At 68.3% G+C, this 18,080-nt stretch carries 14 protein-coding genes; 10 read left to right on the forward strand and 4 right to left on the reverse strand.

Features of this window, described 5'->3' with window-relative positions; translation table 11 throughout:
- Positions 1-349: 349 nt before the first annotated feature.
- The 7 genes from prmA (at position 350) to G7Z99_RS15885 (ending at position 10,194) form a co-directional block, all read left to right on the forward strand.
- Positions 350-1,228, forward strand: coding sequence for a 50S ribosomal protein L11 methyltransferase (gene prmA, locus G7Z99_RS15855; RefSeq protein WP_181095413.1), 879 nt, complete (start codon positions 350-352; stop codon positions 1,226-1,228).
- Positions 1,229-1,260: 32 nt separating this feature from the next.
- Positions 1,261-2,547, forward strand: coding sequence for a DUF3426 domain-containing protein (locus tag G7Z99_RS15860; protein WP_181095415.1), 1,287 nt, complete (start codon positions 1,261-1,263; stop codon positions 2,545-2,547).
- Between the two features lie 248 nt (positions 2,548-2,795).
- Positions 2,796-3,809 (forward strand): tRNA dihydrouridine synthase DusB, encoded by a 1,014-nt coding sequence (gene dusB / locus G7Z99_RS15865; RefSeq protein WP_181095417.1) that lies wholly within the window; start codon positions 2,796-2,798, stop codon positions 3,807-3,809.
- A complete protein-coding gene (gene fis, locus G7Z99_RS15870) occupies positions 3,806-4,126 on the forward strand; it encodes a DNA-binding transcriptional regulator Fis (RefSeq protein ID WP_060395064.1) in 321 nt (106 codons plus the stop codon). The genes dusB and fis overlap by 4 nt, the downstream gene beginning before the upstream one ends.
- A gap of 81 nt (positions 4,127-4,207) precedes the next feature.
- The gene (gene purH, locus G7Z99_RS15875; RefSeq protein ID WP_181095420.1) at positions 4,208-5,815 is read left to right on the forward strand and encodes a bifunctional phosphoribosylaminoimidazolecarboxamide formyltransferase/IMP cyclohydrolase; all 1,608 of its coding nucleotides are present in this window, start codon (positions 4,208-4,210) and stop codon (positions 5,813-5,815) included.
- A gap of 182 nt (positions 5,816-5,997) precedes the next feature.
- The gene (purD, locus tag G7Z99_RS15880) at positions 5,998-7,290 is read left to right on the forward strand and encodes a phosphoribosylamine--glycine ligase (RefSeq protein ID WP_181095422.1); all 1,293 of its coding nucleotides are present in this window, start codon (positions 5,998-6,000) and stop codon (positions 7,288-7,290) included.
- 138 nt (positions 7,291-7,428) lie between these two features.
- Entirely contained in the window at positions 7,429-10,194 is a 2,766-nt protein-coding gene (locus tag G7Z99_RS15885) for a hybrid sensor histidine kinase/response regulator (RefSeq protein ID WP_181095424.1), read from the forward strand.
- Between the two features lie 357 nt (positions 10,195-10,551).
- On the opposite strand, the gene cobJ is transcribed toward G7Z99_RS15885, so the two are convergent.
- The 4 genes from cobJ to cobG are packed head-to-tail and all read right to left on the reverse strand — an operon-like array spanning position 10,552 to position 14,933.
- Complete coding sequence (gene cobJ, locus G7Z99_RS15890; protein WP_181095426.1) at positions 10,552-12,264, reverse strand: precorrin-3B C(17)-methyltransferase; 1,713 nt, start codon at positions 12,262-12,264, stop codon at positions 10,552-10,554.
- Complete coding sequence (locus G7Z99_RS15895; protein WP_181095428.1) at positions 12,252-12,983, reverse strand: precorrin-2 C(20)-methyltransferase; 732 nt, start codon at positions 12,981-12,983, stop codon at positions 12,252-12,254. Before G7Z99_RS15895 ends, cobJ begins: the two co-directional genes overlap by 13 nt.
- On the reverse strand, positions 12,983-13,609 hold the full coding sequence (locus G7Z99_RS15900) for a precorrin-8X methylmutase (RefSeq protein ID WP_181095430.1): 627 nt from the start codon (positions 13,607-13,609) through the stop codon (positions 12,983-12,985). Before G7Z99_RS15900 ends, G7Z99_RS15895 begins: the two co-directional genes overlap by 1 nt.
- On the reverse strand, positions 13,602-14,933 hold the full coding sequence (gene cobG, locus G7Z99_RS15905) for a precorrin-3B synthase (protein ID WP_375139164.1): 1,332 nt from the start codon (positions 14,931-14,933) through the stop codon (positions 13,602-13,604). Before cobG ends, G7Z99_RS15900 begins: the two co-directional genes overlap by 8 nt.
- A 128-nt stretch (positions 14,934-15,061) precedes the next feature.
- On the opposite strand from cobG, the gene cbiE reads away from it, so the two are divergent.
- The 3 genes from cbiE to G7Z99_RS15920 are packed head-to-tail and all read left to right on the forward strand — an operon-like array spanning position 15,062 to position 18,079.
- A complete protein-coding gene (gene cbiE / locus G7Z99_RS15910) occupies positions 15,062-16,273 on the forward strand; it encodes a precorrin-6y C5,15-methyltransferase (decarboxylating) subunit CbiE (RefSeq protein WP_181095434.1) in 1,212 nt (403 codons plus the stop codon).
- The gene (locus tag G7Z99_RS15915; protein ID WP_181095436.1) at positions 16,266-17,360 is read left to right on the forward strand and encodes a cobalt-precorrin-5B (C(1))-methyltransferase; all 1,095 of its coding nucleotides are present in this window, start codon (positions 16,266-16,268) and stop codon (positions 17,358-17,360) included. The genes cbiE and G7Z99_RS15915 overlap by 8 nt, the downstream gene beginning before the upstream one ends.
- Entirely contained in the window at positions 17,357-18,079 is a 723-nt protein-coding gene (locus tag G7Z99_RS15920; RefSeq protein WP_181095438.1) for a cobalt-precorrin-6A reductase, read from the forward strand. The genes G7Z99_RS15915 and G7Z99_RS15920 overlap by 4 nt, the downstream gene beginning before the upstream one ends.
- Position 18,080: the final 1 nt, after the last annotated feature.

The following is an 18,080-nucleotide window of genomic DNA, read 5'->3' on the forward strand; positions in this document are numbered from 1 at the left end:
TTCCCACATGGGACCGGGATTGCCTGTGCCACTGCGGCGGGTGGAGCGGCCCCAGCCGGGGCGCCGGACCGGCTGCGATGGACCGCAAAGCGGTCCCAAAAATCGATCAGCGACACAGCATCTGAGCACTGCCAGCTATCGCCATGTTCTCTGCACGACAGCGCGGCGCCGAGGCGGCGGGCGAAACTCCCACAGAGGGGCATCAGGCCTGGGTATCTGCTGGAGAAAGACAGGGACCACAGCAGCCTGCGCCACCTCACCCTTCTGCACAAACCCCCTGCACTCAAGTAGACTGCACGCCTCTGGCAGCCTGGCGCTGCCCTTCTCGAATCTGTCACAGGTACCCGCCATGCCCTGGCTGCAAGTACGCCTGGCCATCAGCCCGGAACAAGCCGAAACCTACGAAGATGCGCTGCTGGAAGTCGGCGCCGTCTCGGTCACTTTCATGGACGCCGAGGACCAGCCGATCTTCGAGCCAGACCTCAACACCACGCCGCTGTGGAGCAACACCCACCTGCTGGCGCTGTTCGAGGCCGACACCCAGCCCGACAGCGTGTTCGCGCACCTGCGCCTGCTGACCGATGCCGAACTGCCCGAGCACCAGGCCGAGGTGATCGAAGACCAGGACTGGGAGCGCAGCTGGATGGACAACTTCCAGCCCATGCGTTTCGGCCAGCGCCTGTGGATCGTGCCGAGCTGGCACGAGGCGCCGGATGCCCAGGCGGTGAACCTGCTGCTCGACCCGGGCCTGGCCTTCGGCACCGGGACGCACCCGACCACCGCGCTGTGCCTGGAATGGCTCGATGCCCAGGCGCTGGACGGCGTTCAGGTCCTGGACTTCGGTTGTGGCTCGGGGATCCTGGCGATCGCCGCCCTGCTGCTCGGCGCCCGCGAAGCGATCGGCACCGACATCGACGTGCAGGCGCTGGAGGCTTCGCGCGACAATGCCGGGCGCAACGGCATCGCCGAGGCGCGTCTGAGCCTGTTCCTGCCTGAGCAATTGCCGGCACTGCACGCCGACGTGCTGGTGGCCAACATTCTGGCCGGTCCGTTGGTCTCGCTGGCGCCCCAGTTGGCCGGTCTGGTCCGCCCAGGTGGTCTGCTGGCCCTCTCCGGCATCCTGGCCGAACAGGGTCAGGAAGTGGCCGACGCCTACGCCGAGGCCTTCGACCTCGACCCGATCGTCGAGCGCGATGGCTGGGTCCGCATCAGCGGCCGTCGGCGCTGATCCTTGCACTCCAGCAGACTCAGGACCGGCGTATGAGCGACAGCTTCGTCACCCAGTGCCCGCATTGCCAGACGCGGTTTCGCGTCACGCACCACCAGCTCGGCGTCGCCCGCGGGGTGGTGCGCTGCGGCGCCTGCATGCAGATGTTCAATGCTGCCAAGCAGTTGCTCGACGCCCACCGTGCGCAGGGTGATGCGGCGACCGGAGAGCCTGCCGTGGCACCGGCCGTGGACACGTCTGCACCGGCCTCGGTAACGCCTGCGCCGGCCACGCCCGTGGCACCGGCCCATGACTGGACCCACAGCACGCTGGACGAGGTCGATCTCGACGAGGAGCTGGCCCGCCTGGAGCAGCGCGACCGCCCCGTCGAGGCCCGTGACTCACGCCAAGCCGTGAGCCTGCACGCACGACGCGACGAACACCGCGACGAGCCCCAGGACGAACGCCCGTTCGGCACGGCCTCGGACGGTGCCGATGAGCCGGTGTCCACGGTGCTCGATGCCGACGACATCTCGCCCCGTGACGTGCCGGCCCTGTTCGAACGCGACGAGCCGACCCTGAGCCTCGAGGCCGCCGTGGACGCACCCGCTGACACGGCCCCTCCCCGGCTCGGCGACCTGCGTGACACGTCGGAGCCGTCCGCCCCGCTGGGGTCGCTGTCGGCAGTCGATGACGAAGAAACCGACGATCGGCTCGGGGGCCACTCCCTTGCTGCCGACGACGCGGACCGCATCGAGCCAGGCCTGGGCCAACCCTTGCCAGAGGCCCGACGCAAGGAGCCGTTGATCGACGTGGTCGACGACCCCTTGCGCCTGGACTGGCAGAAACCCAAGCCCAACTGGCGCAAGCGCATCCTGTGGAGCGTTCTGACGCTTCTGGCCCTGGGCGGGCTGGCGCTGCAATACGTCATCTATCACTTCGACGCGCTCGCCCGGCAGGACCAGTACCGCCCCCTGTTCCAGAGCCTCTGCCCGGCCCTGGGCTGCCAGGTGCCGACGCGGGTCGACATCGAACGGATCAAGAGCAGCAACCTGGTGGTGCGCAGCCATCCGGACTTCAAGGGTGCGCTGATCGTCGACGCGATCATCTACAACCGTGCGCCCTTCGCCCAGCCGTTTCCGCTGCTCGAGCTGCGTTTCGCCGACCTCAATGGCCAGCTGATCGCCAGCCGCCGCTTCAAGCCCACCGAATACCTCAGCGGCGAACTGGCCGGGCGCGGTGACATGCCCAGCCAGACCCCCATCCACATCGCCCTCGACATCCTCGACCCGGGGCCCAACGCCGTGAACTACAGCCTGAGCTTCCGCTCGCCACAGTGAGCCGTGCGCCCGATACCGTGAACGGCAGGTTCCAAGCGTCACGCTGCAAGTAACAGCGGATCGCGTCGTTTCGCCGATCCGCTCCTGCTTGCAGCGTGACACTTGTCGCTCGAAGCCCGAAGCTCGTCGCCTGCCCCTCCAATTGCTCAGATTTTATCCAATTCCATCTTTATCCAGTCACCGAGAGCGGGTATCATGCGATCCCTTTTTCGAACTCCCATGATCCGGCCCCACAACAGGGAACACCTATGTCGGCGGTACGCATCGGCCCTTATACATTACGGAACAACCTGATCCTTGCGCCCATGGCCGGGGTCACGGACCAGCCTTTCCGTACGCTCTGCCAACGGCTGGGCGCTGGCATGGTGGTCTCGGAAATGGTCACCAGCGACCTGCGTCTCTGGAACAGCCGCAAATCCCGGCTGCGTCGCATCCACGAAGGCGATCCCGAGCCGCGCTCGGTGCAGATCGCCGGGGGCGACGCGCAGATGCTGGCGGCTGCCGCACGGGCCAATGTCGAGTCGGGGGCACAGATCATCGACATCAACATGGGCTGCCCGGCGAAAAAAGTCTGCAACAAGGCGGCAGGCTCTGCTTTATTGAGAGATGAAGCGCTGGTCACCGAGATCCTGCACGCCGTGGTCGGTGCCGTGGACGTCCCGGTGACCCTGAAGATCCGTACCGGCTGGGACCGGGACAACAAGAACGGCCTGAACGTGGCGAAGATCGCCGAGCAGGCCGGGATCCAGGCCCTGGCGGTGCACGGCCGTACCCGCGCCGACCTGTACACCGGCGACGCCGAGTACGACACCATCGCGCAGATCAAGCAGGCGGTGTCGATCCCGGTCTTCGCCAATGGCGACATCACCTCGCCGGCCAAGGCCCGGGCGGTGCTCGAGGCGACCGGGGTCGACGGCCTGCTGATCGGCCGTGCGGCGCAGGGTCGGCCGTGGATCTTTCGCGAGATCGAGCATTACCTGCGCACCGGCGAGACGCTGCCGGCGCCAGGGCTGGACGACGTGGAAAGCATCCTGCTGGGGCACCTGGCCGCATTGCATGCCTTCTATGGGGATGTGATGGGCGTGCGCATCGCGCGCAAGCATGTGAGCTGGTACCTGGCGACACAACCGGGCGGAAAGGAGTTTCGCCAGCGATTCAATGCCTTGGAAGAGACACAAGCGCAGTGCGCCAACGTTCGCGAATTCTTCGAGGAACGTCGACAGAGCCTTGAGACAACGGAAGGACCAGGGGTGGCCGCATGACGATGATGACCGAGACTTTAGTGAGTGGAACAACGCCCGTGAGCGACAACGTCAACCTCAAACAGCACCTGAACACGCCGAGCGAAGAGGGCCGGACCCTGCGCGGCAGTGTGGAAAAGGCGCTGCACAACTACTTCGCCCACCTCGAAGGCGCGACCGTCACGGACGTGTACAACCTGGTGCTCTCCGAAGTGGAGGCGCCGCTGCTCGAAAGCGTGATGAACTACGTCAAGGGCAACCAGACCAAGGCCAGCGAGATGCTCGGACTCAACCGGGGCACCTTGCGCAAGAAGCTCAAGCAGTACGACCTGTTGTAACCCGAATCCCAACCAGAAAAGGCGACTCCCATTCGATGAGGTCGCCTTTTTTGCTGACTCCACCGCGTTATGGAATCCGAAATGACCGACCAGACTACCCGCCTGCCGATCCGCCGCGCCCTGATCAGCGTCTCCGACAAGACCGGTATCCTCGAATTCGCTCGTGAACTGCAACAGCTGGGCGTCGAGATCCTGTCCACCGGCGGCACCTACAAGCTGCTCAAGGACAATGGCGTCGACGCGGTGGAAGTGGCCGATTACACCGGCTTCGCCGAAATGATGGACGGCCGGGTCAAGACCCTGCACCCCAAGATCCACGGTGGCATTCTCGGGCGCCGCGGCACCGATGACGCCATCATGGCCGAGCACGGCATCCAGCCGATCGACCTGGTGGCCGTCAACCTCTACCCCTTCGAGGCGACCATCACCAAGCCAGGCTGCGACCTGCCGACGGCGGTCGAGAACATCGACATCGGTGGTCCGACCATGGTCCGCTCGGCGGCCAAGAACCACAAGGACGTGGCCATCGTGGTCAACGCCAGCGACTACGCCAGCGTGCTCGACGGCCTCAAGGCCGGCGGCCTGACCTACGCCCAGCGCTTCGACCTGATGCTCAAGGCCTTCGAGCACACCGCGGCCTACGACGGCATGATCGCCAACTACATGGGCACCCTCGACCAGTCCCGCGAGACCCTGAGCACCGACGCGCGCAGCGAATTCCCACGCACCTTCAACAGCCAGTTCGTCAAGGCGCAGGAGATGCGCTACGGCGAGAACCCGCACCAGAGCGCGGCGTTCTACGTCGAGGCCAAGCAGGGCGAAGCCAGCATCTCCACCGCCGTGCAGCTGCAGGGCAAGGAACTGTCGTTCAACAACGTGGCCGACACCGACGCCGCACTGGAATGCGTGAAGAGCTTCACCAAGCCGGCCTGCGTGATCGTCAAGCACGCCAACCCCTGCGGCGTGGCCGTCGCCCTGGACGCCGACGGCGGCATCCGCCAGGCCTACGAACTGGCCTACGCCACCGACAGCGAGTCGGCGTTCGGCGGCATCATCGCCTTCAACCGTGAGCTGGACGGCGCCACCGCCCAGGCCATCGTCGAGCGTCAGTTCGTCGAGGTGATCATCGCCCCGAGCATTTCCCAGGCCGCCCGCGACGTGGTCGCCACCAAGCAGAACGTACGCCTGCTCGAGTGCGGCCAGTGGCCCGCCGAGCGCGCCGCCGGCTGGGACTTCAAGCGGGTCAACGGCGGCCTGCTGGTGCAGAGCCGTGACAACGGCATGATCACCGCCGACGACCTGAAGATCGTCACCCGCCGCGCCCCGACCGAACAGGAAATCCACGACCTGGTGTTCGCCTGGAAAGTCGCCAAGTTCGTCAAGTCCAACGCCATCGTCTACGCCAAGAACCGCCAGACCATCGGCGTCGGTGCCGGCCAGATGAGCCGCGTCAACTCCGCCCGCATCGCCGCCATCAAGGCCGAACACGCCGGGCTGCAGGTGCAAGGCGCGGTCATGGCCTCGGACGCGTTCTTCCCGTTCCGCGACGGCATCGACAATGCCGCCAAGGTCGGCATCAGCGCCGTGATCCAGCCAGGCGGCTCGATGCGTGACGCCGAAGTGATCGCCGCGGCCGACGAAGCGGGCATCGCCATGGTATTCACCGGCATGCGCCACTTCCGCCACTGATTGACCGTAATCGGCCGCACTGAAGCAGGCATCTGCTGCGTTGGGGCCGGTTCCGCTGATGCTCATTGCCATCAGGCAACCCCGCTCATCGGAACCGGCCCCGCCTTGCATCTACCCACTTCATTGCGGCCTCGTACAGTGCGAAGCAACGCTTCCCGTTCGACAGATTTCGAGGTTTTGACATGAAAGTTTTGATCATCGGCAATGGCGGTCGCGAACACGCCCTGGCGTGGAAAGTCGCTCAGGACCCCCGCGTCGAAAAAGTCTTCGTCGCGCCAGGCAACGCCGGCACCGCCATCGAGCCCAAGTGCGAGAACGTCGCCATCGACGTCACCGCCCTGGAACAGCTGGCCGACTTCGCCGAGAAGAACGTCGACCTGACCATCGTCGGCCCCGAGGCGCCGCTGGTGCTGGGTGTGGTCGACCTGTTCCGCAGCCGTCGTCTGGACTGCTTCGGCCCGACCAAGGGCGCAGCGCAGCTGGAAGGCTCCAAGGCGTTCACCAAGGACTTCCTGGCGCGTCACAAGATCCCGACCGCCGACTACCAGAACTTCACCGAGATCGAGCCGGCGCTGGCCTACCTGCGCGAGAAGGGCGCACCGATCGTGATCAAGGCCGACGGCCTGGCCGCGGGCAAGGGCGTCATCGTCGCCATGACCCTGGACGAGGCCGAAGCCGCCGTGCGCGACATGCTGGCGGGCAATGCCTTCGGCGATGCCGGTTCGCGGGTGGTGATCGAAGAGTTCCTCGACGGCGAAGAAGCCAGCTTCATCGTCATGGTCGACGGCCACAATGTGCTGCCGATGGCCACCAGCCAGGACCACAAGCGCGTCGGCGACGGCGACAGCGGCCCGAACACCGGCGGCATGGGCGCCTACTCCCCTGCCCCGGTGGTGACCGCCGAGGTGCACCAGCGCGTCATGGACCAGGTGATCTGGCCGACGGTGCGCGGCATGGCCGAAGAAGGCAACGTCTACACGGGCTTTCTGTATGCAGGCCTGATGATCGACAAGGCTGGCAACCCCAAGGTCATCGAATTCAACTGCCGCTTCGGTGACCCGGAAACCCAGCCGGTCATGCTGCGCCTGGAATCGAGCCTGGTGCTGCTGATCGAGGCGGCATTCGCCGAGGCGCTGGACAAGGTCGAGGCGCAATGGGACCCACGGCCGAGCCTGGGCGTGGTCCTGGCTGCCGGCGGCTACCCGGGCGACTATGCCAAGGGCACGCCGATCAGTGGCCTGGACGCAGCGGCAGCGCTCGAAGGCAAGGTCTTTCATGCCGGCACGGCGCTCAAGGACGGCCAGGTCGTCACCAGTGGCGGGCGTGTGCTGTGTGCTACGGCGCTGGGCGACACGGTCGAGGCAGCCCAGCAGCAGGCCTACCGCCTGGCCGAGCAGATCCGTTGGGACGGCGGCTTCCACCGCAGCGACATCGGTTACCGTGCCATCGCCCGCGAGCGCGGCGAGCAGCACTGATCGCTCACGGACCGGACAGCGCCAGCGGTGCGACGCACTGTCCCCGGTTCGTCGCAAGGCCCGCCCTGGGCCTTGCCTTCGGCTTGGTATGCCACGCATAGTGGCGACCCCGGCACCTAGCAAAGAAGGGAACTCGTCGTGCGTCGGCTTCGGATTGCCATTGTCCTGATCTTCAGTGCACTGACCTTGTTCTGCCTGCCGCCGGCCACTGCCAACCAAGGCGATGGCTGGGCCGTGCTGCTCGACGAGCAGGCCAACCTGCAGGTGAGCGACGTGCGCTCCGACCGCTATCGCCACCAGTTCAGCCCCCTGCGCCTGGAGGAGCTGGATGCGGCACTGCCCGACCAGGCCCTGTGGCTGCACTACCGACTCGAACCTGGCCAGCAGGAACGCCTGCTGCGCATCTTCGCCCCCGACCTTTCGCGCCTGGACCTGTACGCCCTCGACGGTCAGACCGTCGTGCGCCAGTTGCACCATGGGCGCGACATGACCGGCGCCAGCCCGACCCTGCGCAGCAGCGATCATGTGCTGGCGCTGCCCAACACCGACCGCCCCTTGGACATCTACCTGAGGCTGGTCTCCGAACACCAGTTGCGTCCGGCGATCAGCCTGGAAACCGCGGCGGTCGCCGCCGCCCACCAGTTCCAGCCGCTGCTGTTCGGGATGCTGTTCGGTGGGCTGGTGATGCTGATCCTGCACAACCTGATCCGCTTCTTCCATTCACGCTCCAGCACCTGCCTGGTCCTGGCGCTCTACCATGGGCTGATGCTGCTCAGCGCCTTGATCCTGCTCAACCTCAGCGGCCCCTGGTGGCACCTGTGGCACACCGCGCAAACCCCGGCGGCCTACCTGACGCTGGTGCTGGCGGGCATGGCCGGGCTGTATTTCACCCAGCACTTCTTCGCGCCTTGCCAGTCGGCGCGGCTGAACCGGCTGCTGCAGATCGAGATCCTGGTCGCCGGCATCAGTGGGCTGGTCCTGCTGTTCGTCGACACCCTGCCCCTGAACCTGATGACCTATGGTCTGCTCGCCCTGGGCAGCCTGAGCATGCTGGCGGTGGCGATCTACCACGGACATCGCGGCTACGCCCCGGCGCGCCTGTTCATCGCCGCCATGCTGGTGTTCACCGTCGGCGGCCTGGTGCTGCTGCCGGCCCTGCTGGCGTTCACCCGCACGCCCATGCCCTGGCTGCTGTGCACCCTGATGGGCATGACGGTGATCAGCGGGGTGCTGTTCAACATGGCGGTCGGCGAGCGCCTGCGCAAGATCAGCCTGGCGCGCATCAGCGCCAGCCGGGCCCTGGCCGCGAGCGATGCCGAAATCAATGCCAAGGCCGAGTTCCTGTCCAAGATCAGCCACGAGATCCGCACCCCGATGAACGGGGTGCTGGGCATGACCGAACTGCTGCTGGGCACTCCGCTGTCGGTCAAGCAGCGCGACTACGTGCAGACCATCCACAGCGCCGGCAACGAGCTGCTGACGCTGATCAACGAGATTCTCGACATCTCCAAGCTCGAATCCCGGCAGATCGAACTCGACGACGTGCAGTTCGACCTCAACGCGCTGCTCGAGGACTGCCTGGACATCTTCCGCGCCAAGGCCGAGCAGCAGGACATCGAGCTGATCAGCTTCACCCACCCGTCGGTGCCCAAGGTGGTGAGCGGCGACCCGACCCGCCTGCGCCAGGCGCTGTCGAGCCTGCTGGACAATGCCCTGAAGAACACCGAGCAGGGCGAGATCCTGCTGGCGGTGGCGCTCGAGCAGCGTGGCGAGTCATCGCGCCTGCGCATCGCCGTGCAGGACAATGGCGCCCCCATGCCCGAGGCCGAGCGCGAGGCCCTGTTGCAGTCCGAGCTGCACAGCCGGCACTTCCTGTCCGACCATGAACTGGGCGGGCACCTGGGGCTGGTCATCGCCAAGCAGCTGGTCGGGCTGATGCAGGGCGAGTTCAACATCAAGAGCACCAGCGGGCTGGGCAACACCTTGTGGTTGACCCTGCCACTCGACCCGAGCCGCCTGCAACAATCACCGACCGACCTGGACGAGTCCCTGCGAGAAGCACGGGTGCTGGTGGTCGACGACAACGAAACCTGCCGCAAGGTACTGGTGCAGCAGTGCAGCGCCTGGGGCATGAACGTCAGCGCGGTCGCTTCGGGCAAGGAAGCTCTGGCCCTGCTGCGTACCAAGGCCCACCTGCGCGACTACTTCGATGTGGTGCTGCTCGACCAGAACATGCCCGGCATGACCGGCATGCACTTGGCGGCCCGGATCAAGGAAGACCCCAGCCTAAACCACGACATCCTGGTGATCATGCTCACCGGCATCAGCAACGCCCCGAGCCGGGTGGTCGCGCGCAACGCCGGGATCAAGCGCATCCTGGCCAAGCCGGTAGCCGGGTACACGCTCAAGACCACCCTGGCCGAAGAGCTGGCCCAGCGTGGCCGGGAGGCCGTAGCGTTCCTGGGCGTCGAGGGTGCGCCTGCCCTGGAGCTGCCCAGCGACTTCCACATCCTGGTGGCCGAGGACAACAGCATCTCCACCAAGGTGATCCGCGGCATGCTCGGCAAGCTCAACCTGGAGCCCGATACCGCCAGCAATGGCGAAGAGGCGCTGCAGGCCATGCAGCGCAAACGCTACGACCTGGTGCTGATGGATTGCGAGATGCCTGTGCTCGACGGTTTCTCGGCCACCGAGCGCCTGCGCGCGTGGGAAGCCGAGCAGCAGCGTCCCCGCACCCCGATCGTGGCCCTGACCGCGCACATCCTCTCCGAACACAAGGACCGCGCGCTGCAGGCCGGCATGGATGGGCACATGGCCAAGCCGGTGGAGTTGTCGCAGTTGCGCGAGCTGGTGCAGCACTGGGTCGAGCAGCAGGCGCAGCAGGCGGGAAAGCGGGTGTCGTGAGGCTGGGGCTGGTCTCGAGCGCCCTGCGGGCTCGTCGCGGGCAAGCCCGCTCCCACAGGGGCCAGTCAGCAGGCTGATCTCACTCAGGGGCCAGTCAGTGGGCTGATGCCAGACAGTGGTTTGGAATGAGGGCCGGTGGGAGCTGGCTTGCCAGCGATAGCGTCCGATCCGGCGGCGCCTGCATCGCGGGCAAGCCCGCTCCCACAGAGGCCAGTCAGCAGGCTGATGCCAGGCAGTGGTTTGGAATGAGGGCCGGTGGGGCTTGCCAGCGATAGCGTCCGATCCGGCGGCGCCTGCCTCACGGGCAAGCCCGCCCCACCAGCCCCTGCCAGTAGCCGCTATCACGGCGCTCGAGGCTCACGGCTTGCTGCCATACCACCGGGGCGTGTACACCCACACCCCACCCTCGGCGCGCGGGAACGTGCAGGTCGTCGACGACCCCACCAGCACCATGGTGCGCATGTCGACCATCTCCGGCACCAGCTCGCCCAGGGTCACTACCCGCAGCGCCTGGGCCGGACGGCCGACGTCGCGCCCGAGCACGACCGGCGTCGCCGGGTCGCGGTGACGGCGCACCACATCCAGGGCCTTGCCCAACTGCCATGGACGAGCGCGGGAAATGGGGTTGTAGAACGCCAGCGCCAGGTCGGCCTGGGCGGCCAAATCCAGACGGGTCTCGATGATCGACCAAGGCTTGAGGTTGTCGGACAGCGACATCACGCAGAAGTCGTGCCCCAGAGGAGCGCCTGCCAAGGCGGCGGTGGCCAGGGACGCGGACACGCCCGGCAGCACCTCCAGCTCGACCCTGGCCCAGGCCGGGTCGCTCGATTCGTGCAGGGCCTCCATCACCGCCGCCGCCATGGCGAACACGCCCGGGTCCCCCGACGACACCACCACCACCGAGCGGCCTTGCGCCGCCAGTTCGAAGGCATGCCGCGCACGCTGCATCTCTTCACGGTTGTCGGTGCAGTGCAGCACCTGGTCCGCGCGGAACGGGCCGGCCATGCGCACGTAGGTCTCATACCCCAGCACATCGTTGGCACGGGCCAGCTCGGCCTTGACCGCAGGCACCATCAAGTCGGCAGCGCCCGGCCCGAGGCCGATCACCGCCAGGCGTCCACGGGCACGCCCTACCGCCTCGGGCGGCACCGGTTGCGCGGCCACGGCCAGCGCGACACCGGTGACGTCGGTCGGGACGAAGCGCGCCTCCGGCAAGGCCTGGGCCAGCACGGCTTGTGCACAAGCGTCGCCGGGCACGAAGCGCAGCGGTACGCCCAGGGCGCGTGCGGCTTCGTGCAGGCTCGGTTCGGCCATGTGCAGCTCGCCGGCCACCAGGCAGGCCACGGCTGGCTCGACCAATGCGGCCTGGGCCAGTGCCTGGCGAATGCTACTGGCCAGGGCCGGCCCAGGGCCTTCGAGCGCGACCACCACCTGGCGCGCATGGATCAGCAGCTCGTCACGGTTCGCCAGGCGGGCCTCGCAGCCGACGTACAAGGTGCGTCGTGCCTGCTCGTGGGTGGGCAGGCGCGCCGGGGCCAGCCACGGGGCCTGCCCTTCGATGCGCAGCGACTCGCCGCCGAGCAGGTCGGAGACGAACCGCTTGCCCTGTTCGAGGTCGGCCAGGACATAACCGCTCGGCGGGTTGAGCAGGCAGGTGCCGAAACGCAGCTCGCCGCTGGTGGTGATCGCCGCCGGCACTGCCAGCGCCGCACCGATCTCGCGAGCCATGACGTTCACCCCGCCCAGCCCGCCGAGCAGCGGCACCACCGCACTGCCGTCCTCGGCCACCGCCAGCACGGGCGGCTCGTGGTCTTTCTCGCTCAGCAGGCTGGCCAGCGCACGGATGACGATCCCGGCCGCGCACAGGGCGATGATCGGCGTATCCTGCTGGTACAGGGCCCGCAATGTCTCGCCGAACGCCGTGTAGCCGAGGTCGGCCTGCTCCACGCGCCCGACCAGACCATGCACCTGAGACTGTGGGTACAGCGCCTGGATCTGCCGGGCAGCGGCCAGGCCACCCTGGCCGAGCACGACGATGGCCGGTGCCTTGCGCGTGGTTAGCCCTGCCATTTTTCCCCCGGCACGATGATCAGCGAGAAGTAAGGCGAAGACAGCGGGTCGACCGCGTCGAGCGGCACGATCTTCTGGTTGCCCATGGTCGCGCGCTCGACGTACAGCGCGCGCCCGTCCAGGCCCAGCTCGACCAGCACCTGGCGAACCTTGATGAAGTTGCGCCCCAGTTTCATGATCACCGCCGCATCGGCGTCGGCCAGGCGGCGCTTGAGTTCGTCAGGGGGCAGCACGCCCGAGAGCACCGACAGGCTCTGGTTGCGGTAGACCAACGGCGCCCCGAGCACCGAGGCGCCGCCGAGCATCGAGCACACGCCCGGGATCACCTGGGTCTCGTACTGCTGCGCCAGGCGGTCGTGAACGTACATGTACGAGCCATAGAAGAACGGATCGCCCTCGCAGATCACCGCGACGTCGCGTCCGGCGTCCAGGTGCGCGGCAACCTGCCGGCTGGCCTCGTCGTAGAAGTCGCTGATCACCTGCTCGTAGGACAGGGGCGCCGGCAGCGCCTCGGTGGTCACCGGGTACACCAGCGGCAGCAAGGTCTGCTCGGCCTGCAGGTGCGCCTCGATGATGCCGAAGGCATTGCCGCGCTTGCCCTTGGCGACGAAGTACGCCACCACGGCGACCTCGCCCAGCAGGCGCTGCGCCTTGACCGTGATCAGTTCAGGATCGCCAGGGCCGACCCCCAGCCCGAACAGCCGTCCGCGCGCGCCCATCACTCCACCTCCGTGGCCAGCGCGTTGACCGCTGCGGCGGCCATGGCACTGCCGCCCAGGCGCCCTTGCATGATCACGAACGGCACGCCGCGGCTGTCGGCCGCCAGCATGGCCTTGGACTCTGCCGCGCCGACGAAGCCGACCGGGAAGCCCAGGATCAAGGCCGGCTTCGGCGCACCGGCATCGAGCATCTCCAGCAGGTAGAACAGCGCGGTGGGGGCATTGCCGATCACCACCACACTGCCTTCCAGGTGCGGGCGCCACAACTCAAGGGCCACCGCCGAACGGGTGTTGCCGGCAGCCTTGGCCAGGCCTGGCACGCTGGGGTCGCGCAGGGTGCAGACCACGGGGTTGTTGGCCGGCAGACGGGCGCGGGTGATGCCCTCGGCCACCATGTGCGCGTCACAGAGGATCGGCGCGCCCTGGGCCAGGGCCTCACGCCCGGCCTGGCCCGCGCCTGGCGAGAACTGCAGCCCGTCGATGGCGTCGACCATGCCGCAGGCGTGGATCACCCGGACCGCGAGTTTTTCCAGGTCGGCCGGAATCCGGTCGAGACGCGCCTCCTCACGGATGATGCGGAAGGAATTGCGATAGATCTCCTGACCGTCGCGAATGTAGTCAATCATCAGGGTGCTCCGTCGGCAGGTCGAGCATGGCGCCTGCTTCGTTCAAGGTGAGGTCGCGTGCGCGCAGGGTGCCGAAGCCCGGCAAGCGCGCATCGCGCAGGTACAGGTCATAGCGGCCCGGGGCGCGGGCCAGCAAGGTGGCAGGGGCGACATGGGCCGCTGCGCAGGAACGGATGCAGCCGCTCAGGTGCACGCGGCCCGGCGCACCCGGCGGCAGCAGGCCCGCCAGGGTCAGGGCATCGCCCTTGGTGTCGGCCAGCCCCTTGGCGCAACCTCGGGCGCCGGTGCAGGCGATCACCTGCGCCAAGGGCTGGTCGGCCCCGGTCAGCAGACCGAGCCGGCGCGCCTGCGCCTGTGCCTCGAGCAGCGACGAGGCCTGGACATCGGGCAGGACCAGGCTTTGCCAAGGCGTCACGCGCAGGCTGCCCTCGCCATGGACGCGCGCCAGGTGCGCGGCGCCGCGCAGCATGTCCGGGTCCAGCCGTCCCAGCGGGGGCGCCAGCCCCAGGGCCTGGCCATGGCGCTGGGGCAACACGCCGAGCCAGCCTGCCGCCCGGACCGGCCGACGCCACGTGCGCACGGCCGGGTCGTCGCGCACGGGCAGCCCGAGCCCTGCGACGAATCGCTCGGCAGGGCACGTCTCGAGCAACTGACGCATGCGCGCCTGTTCGAGGCTGGCCAGGTCGAGGAAGCGCGTCAACACGGCCTGCACCAGGTTCAGGCCTTCGCTCAACGGCACCGCGCCCAGCGGCGCGTCGGTCGCCGGGCAGCCAGCCAGGCCGAAGGCCAGCCAGGGCTGCCGGTCGAGTTCGAGGCCCGACAGCCACAGGTCATGGGGGTGTTCGAGCATCGCCAGGGCTTCGCCTGCGTCCAGCTGCACGGCGAACTTGGCCGACAGCTGGTGGAAGCGCGGTGTGCGCTCCAGCAGAGCCAGGATCTGCTCGGCCAAGGGCCGCGCGTCGAACAGCCCGGCCGGGTCGAGCCCCGCCAGCGGGCTGAGCATGAGGTTGCGCACATCGTCGCTGCCAGCCTCGCGCGGACCCAGCCCGGCGGCCAGCAGGTGCTCGACCAGCCCCTGATGATCGGCACCGACCCCGCGAATCTGCAGGTTGCCGCGGTTGGTCGCCTCGATCACGCCCCCGGCGAACCGCTGGGCCGCCTCGGCCACCGCCTCGGCCTGAGCGGCCGACAGCACGCCGCCGGGGAGCTTGATGCGGCAGATGCCGCCGTCACGCGCGCCGACGATACGCCACAACCCCGGGCAGGCCGAGGGACGGGGTGAGACGACGGGGGGCAGGACCGGCTTCAAGAGGGCATCCGACAATCGTGAAAGTGCGCTGGTGGGTAGAAAGGCGCGGTATTATGCCTGCTTTGTCCATCGGCATGAAAAGCCAGTGGTCGAAGAGGCGAATGAATCGGGGCGCGCGCCCTTCTGGTGGACGAGGTAATGCAATGACGCCCTGGCTGACGGTGGTGGGGATCGGAGAAGACGGCTTCAGCGGCCTGGGCAAGCAGGCACGGCGTGCGCTGCTGGCGGCGTCACGCGTGGTCGGCAGCGTGCGCCAGCTGGCCTTGCTGCCCCGCTGCGTGACCGCCGAGCGGCTGGACTGGCCACGCCCCTTCTCCCTGGAGCCCCTCCTGGCCTGCCGCGGCGAACCGGTCTGCGTGCTGGCCAGTGGCGACCCGATGTTCTACGGCGTCGGCGCCAGCCTGGCGCGCGAGGTGCCGGCCGCCGAGATGCAGGTCATCGCCATGCCGTCCTCGTGCAGCCTGGCGGCGGCCCGGCTGGGCTGGCCCCTGCAGGAGGTGCAGGTGCTGTCGCTGGTCGCACGGCCCCTGGCGGCGCTCAACGCCCAGGTGTACAGCGGCGTGCGCCTGCTGGTGCTGAGCAACGATGGTCAGACGCCCGCGCAGGTCGCGGCCCTGCTGCGCGAACGCGGTTTCGGCCCGAGCCGCCTGCAGGTGTTCGAGCACCTGGGCGGCACCGAGGAGCGCCACCTGAGCGACACCGCCGAGGCATGGCCCCATGCCCAGGTCGCGGCGCTCAACGTGGTGGCCATCGAATGCCTGGCCGAGCCCTCGACGTACTCCCTGTCGCCGGTGGTGGGCCTGCCGGACAGCGCCTTTCGCCATGACGGCCAGCTGACCAAGCGCGACGTGCGCGCCGTCACGTTGGCCCGCCTGGCGCCCCGCCCTGGCGAGCTGCTGTGGGACGTGGGCGCCGGGTGCGGCTCGATCGGCATCGAATGGATGCGTGCCCATCCCAGTTGCCGGGCCATCGCCGTCGAAGCCGACGAAGGCCGGCAGGCGCACATCGAGCACAACCGCGATGCCTTGGGCGTTCCCGGGCTGCGCCTGGTGCGGGGGCAGGCGCCCGGTGCGCTGGACGGTCTGCCGCGCCCGGATGCCGTGTTCATCGGCGGCGGCGTGACGGTCGACGGCCTGCTGGCGCAGTGCTGGGCGCAACTGAAGCCCGGCGGGCGCCTGGTCGCCAATGCCGTCACGCTGCAGAGCGAACTGACCCTGGCCCAGTGGCGAGCCGTCCACGGCGGTGAGCTGACGCGCCTGCACGTCGCCCATGCCCAGCCGCTGGGCAACTTCGACACCTGGCGTCAGGCGTTGCCGATCACCCTGCTCGACCTGGTCAAACCCCTCGATGCGTGAAGAGACCCGCGAACAGGCCGCGCCACTGCGCAGCGGCCTGACCACCGGCAGTTGCGCCACGGCCACCGCCCTGGCGGCTGCGCGTCTGCTGCTGACCGGCGAGCGTGACGATGCGGTGGGCATCACCCTGCCCAAGGGCCGCGAGGTGCAGATGCGCCTGGAGTTCTGCCGTCTCACGCCCCTGGGCGCCGAAGCCGGCACGCTCAAGGATGCCGGCGACGACCCGGACGTCACCCATGGCGCGCTGTTGTACAGCGAAGTGCGACTGAGTGCCGAGCCAGGGGTGCGCTTCTTCGCCGGTGTCGGGGTCGGCACGGTCACCCGCCCCGGCCTGGTGCTGGCCGTGGGCGAGCCGGCGATCAACCCTGTGCCCCGCCGCATGATCGCCGAGCACCTGCAACGCCTGGCGGAGGCCTGTGGCCATGGCGGCGGCTTCGAGGTCATCGTCAACGTGCGCGACGGTGATGCGCTGGCGCTCAAGACCATGAACCCGCGCCTGGGGATCCTGGGCGGGCTGTCGATCCTCGGCACCAGCGGCATCGTCCGCCCGTTCTCCTGCGCCGCCTACATCGCCTCGATCCATCAGGGCATCGACGTCGCCCACACCAATGGCTACACCCACCTGGCCGCGTGCACCGGCAATGCCAGCGAAGACACCATGCGCCGGGTCTACGGGCTGCCCGAGATTGCCTTGATCGAGATGGGCGACTTCGTCGGCGCGGTGCTCAAGCACGTGCGCAAGGTGCCGGTGGCGCGCCTGAGCCTGTGCGGAGGGTTTGGCAAGATCAGCAAGCTCGCCGCCGGCCACATGGACCTGCACAGCCGCCATTCGAGCATCGACCTGCCGCAACTGGCCGGGTGGGCGGCGCAGCTGGGCGCCGATGCCACCTTGCAGGCCGAGATCGTCGCTGCCAACACCAGCCAGCAGGCCCTGGCGCTGGCGCGCGCGGCCGGCATCGAACTGGGTGATGCAGTCTGCGCCCATGCCCTGGCGTTCGCGCGCAGCGTGGTGCCGCCGACGGTGCGGGTGGAGGTGTTCGCCATCGACCGACAGGGCGGCATCGTCGGCCAGGCGGGGGTGGCATGATGCCGCGCCTGCTGCTGCTCGGCGGCATCACCGAAGCCTTGGCCCTGGCGCGACGCCTGGGGCCTGAACACACCTACAGCCTGGCCGGGGTCGGCCGGGTGCCGGACGATCTGCGGTGCCAGGTGCGTGTGGGCGGTTACGGTGGCGCCGAAGGGCTGGCCGCCTACCTGCGCGAAATGCATGTCGACCTGCTGATCGACGCCACACACCCCTACGCGGCGCAGATCAGCGGCAATGCGGCACGCGCGGCAGCGGCCGTTGGTATTCCGTGCTGGGCGCTGCGCCGTCCTGCCTGGCAGGCAGGGCCCAAGGACGATTGGCGCGAGGTGGCCGACTGGCCGGCGCTGATCGACGCGCTGGCGCCGTTCCGACGCCCGCTGTTCACCCTGGGCCGCGAGCCGCTGCGCCATCTGGACGAGATTCCGGCACACCAGTTCTGGACCCTGCGTGCACTGGAGGCCTGCCCTGGCAATGCACGCTGCGAAGTGATCGGTGCCCGTGGGCCGTTTCGCCTGGAAGACGAGCGGGCTCTGTTTGCGCGGGGGCAATTCGACGTGCTGGTCAGCAAGAACAGCGGCAGCGGCGCCACCGAGCCGAAGCTCGAGGTAGCGCGCGAGCGCGGGATGCCGGTGTTGGTGCTGGCGCGGCCCTGCCTGCCGGCGGTGGACCGGGCGTTCTTCGACGTCGAGGCGTTGGCCGAGGCGCTGGGCATCGCCTAGG

The organism is Pseudomonas entomophila, from assembly GCF_013523165.1.
Classification (GTDB): Bacteria; Pseudomonadota; Gammaproteobacteria; order Pseudomonadales; family Pseudomonadaceae; genus Aquipseudomonas; species Aquipseudomonas entomophila_A.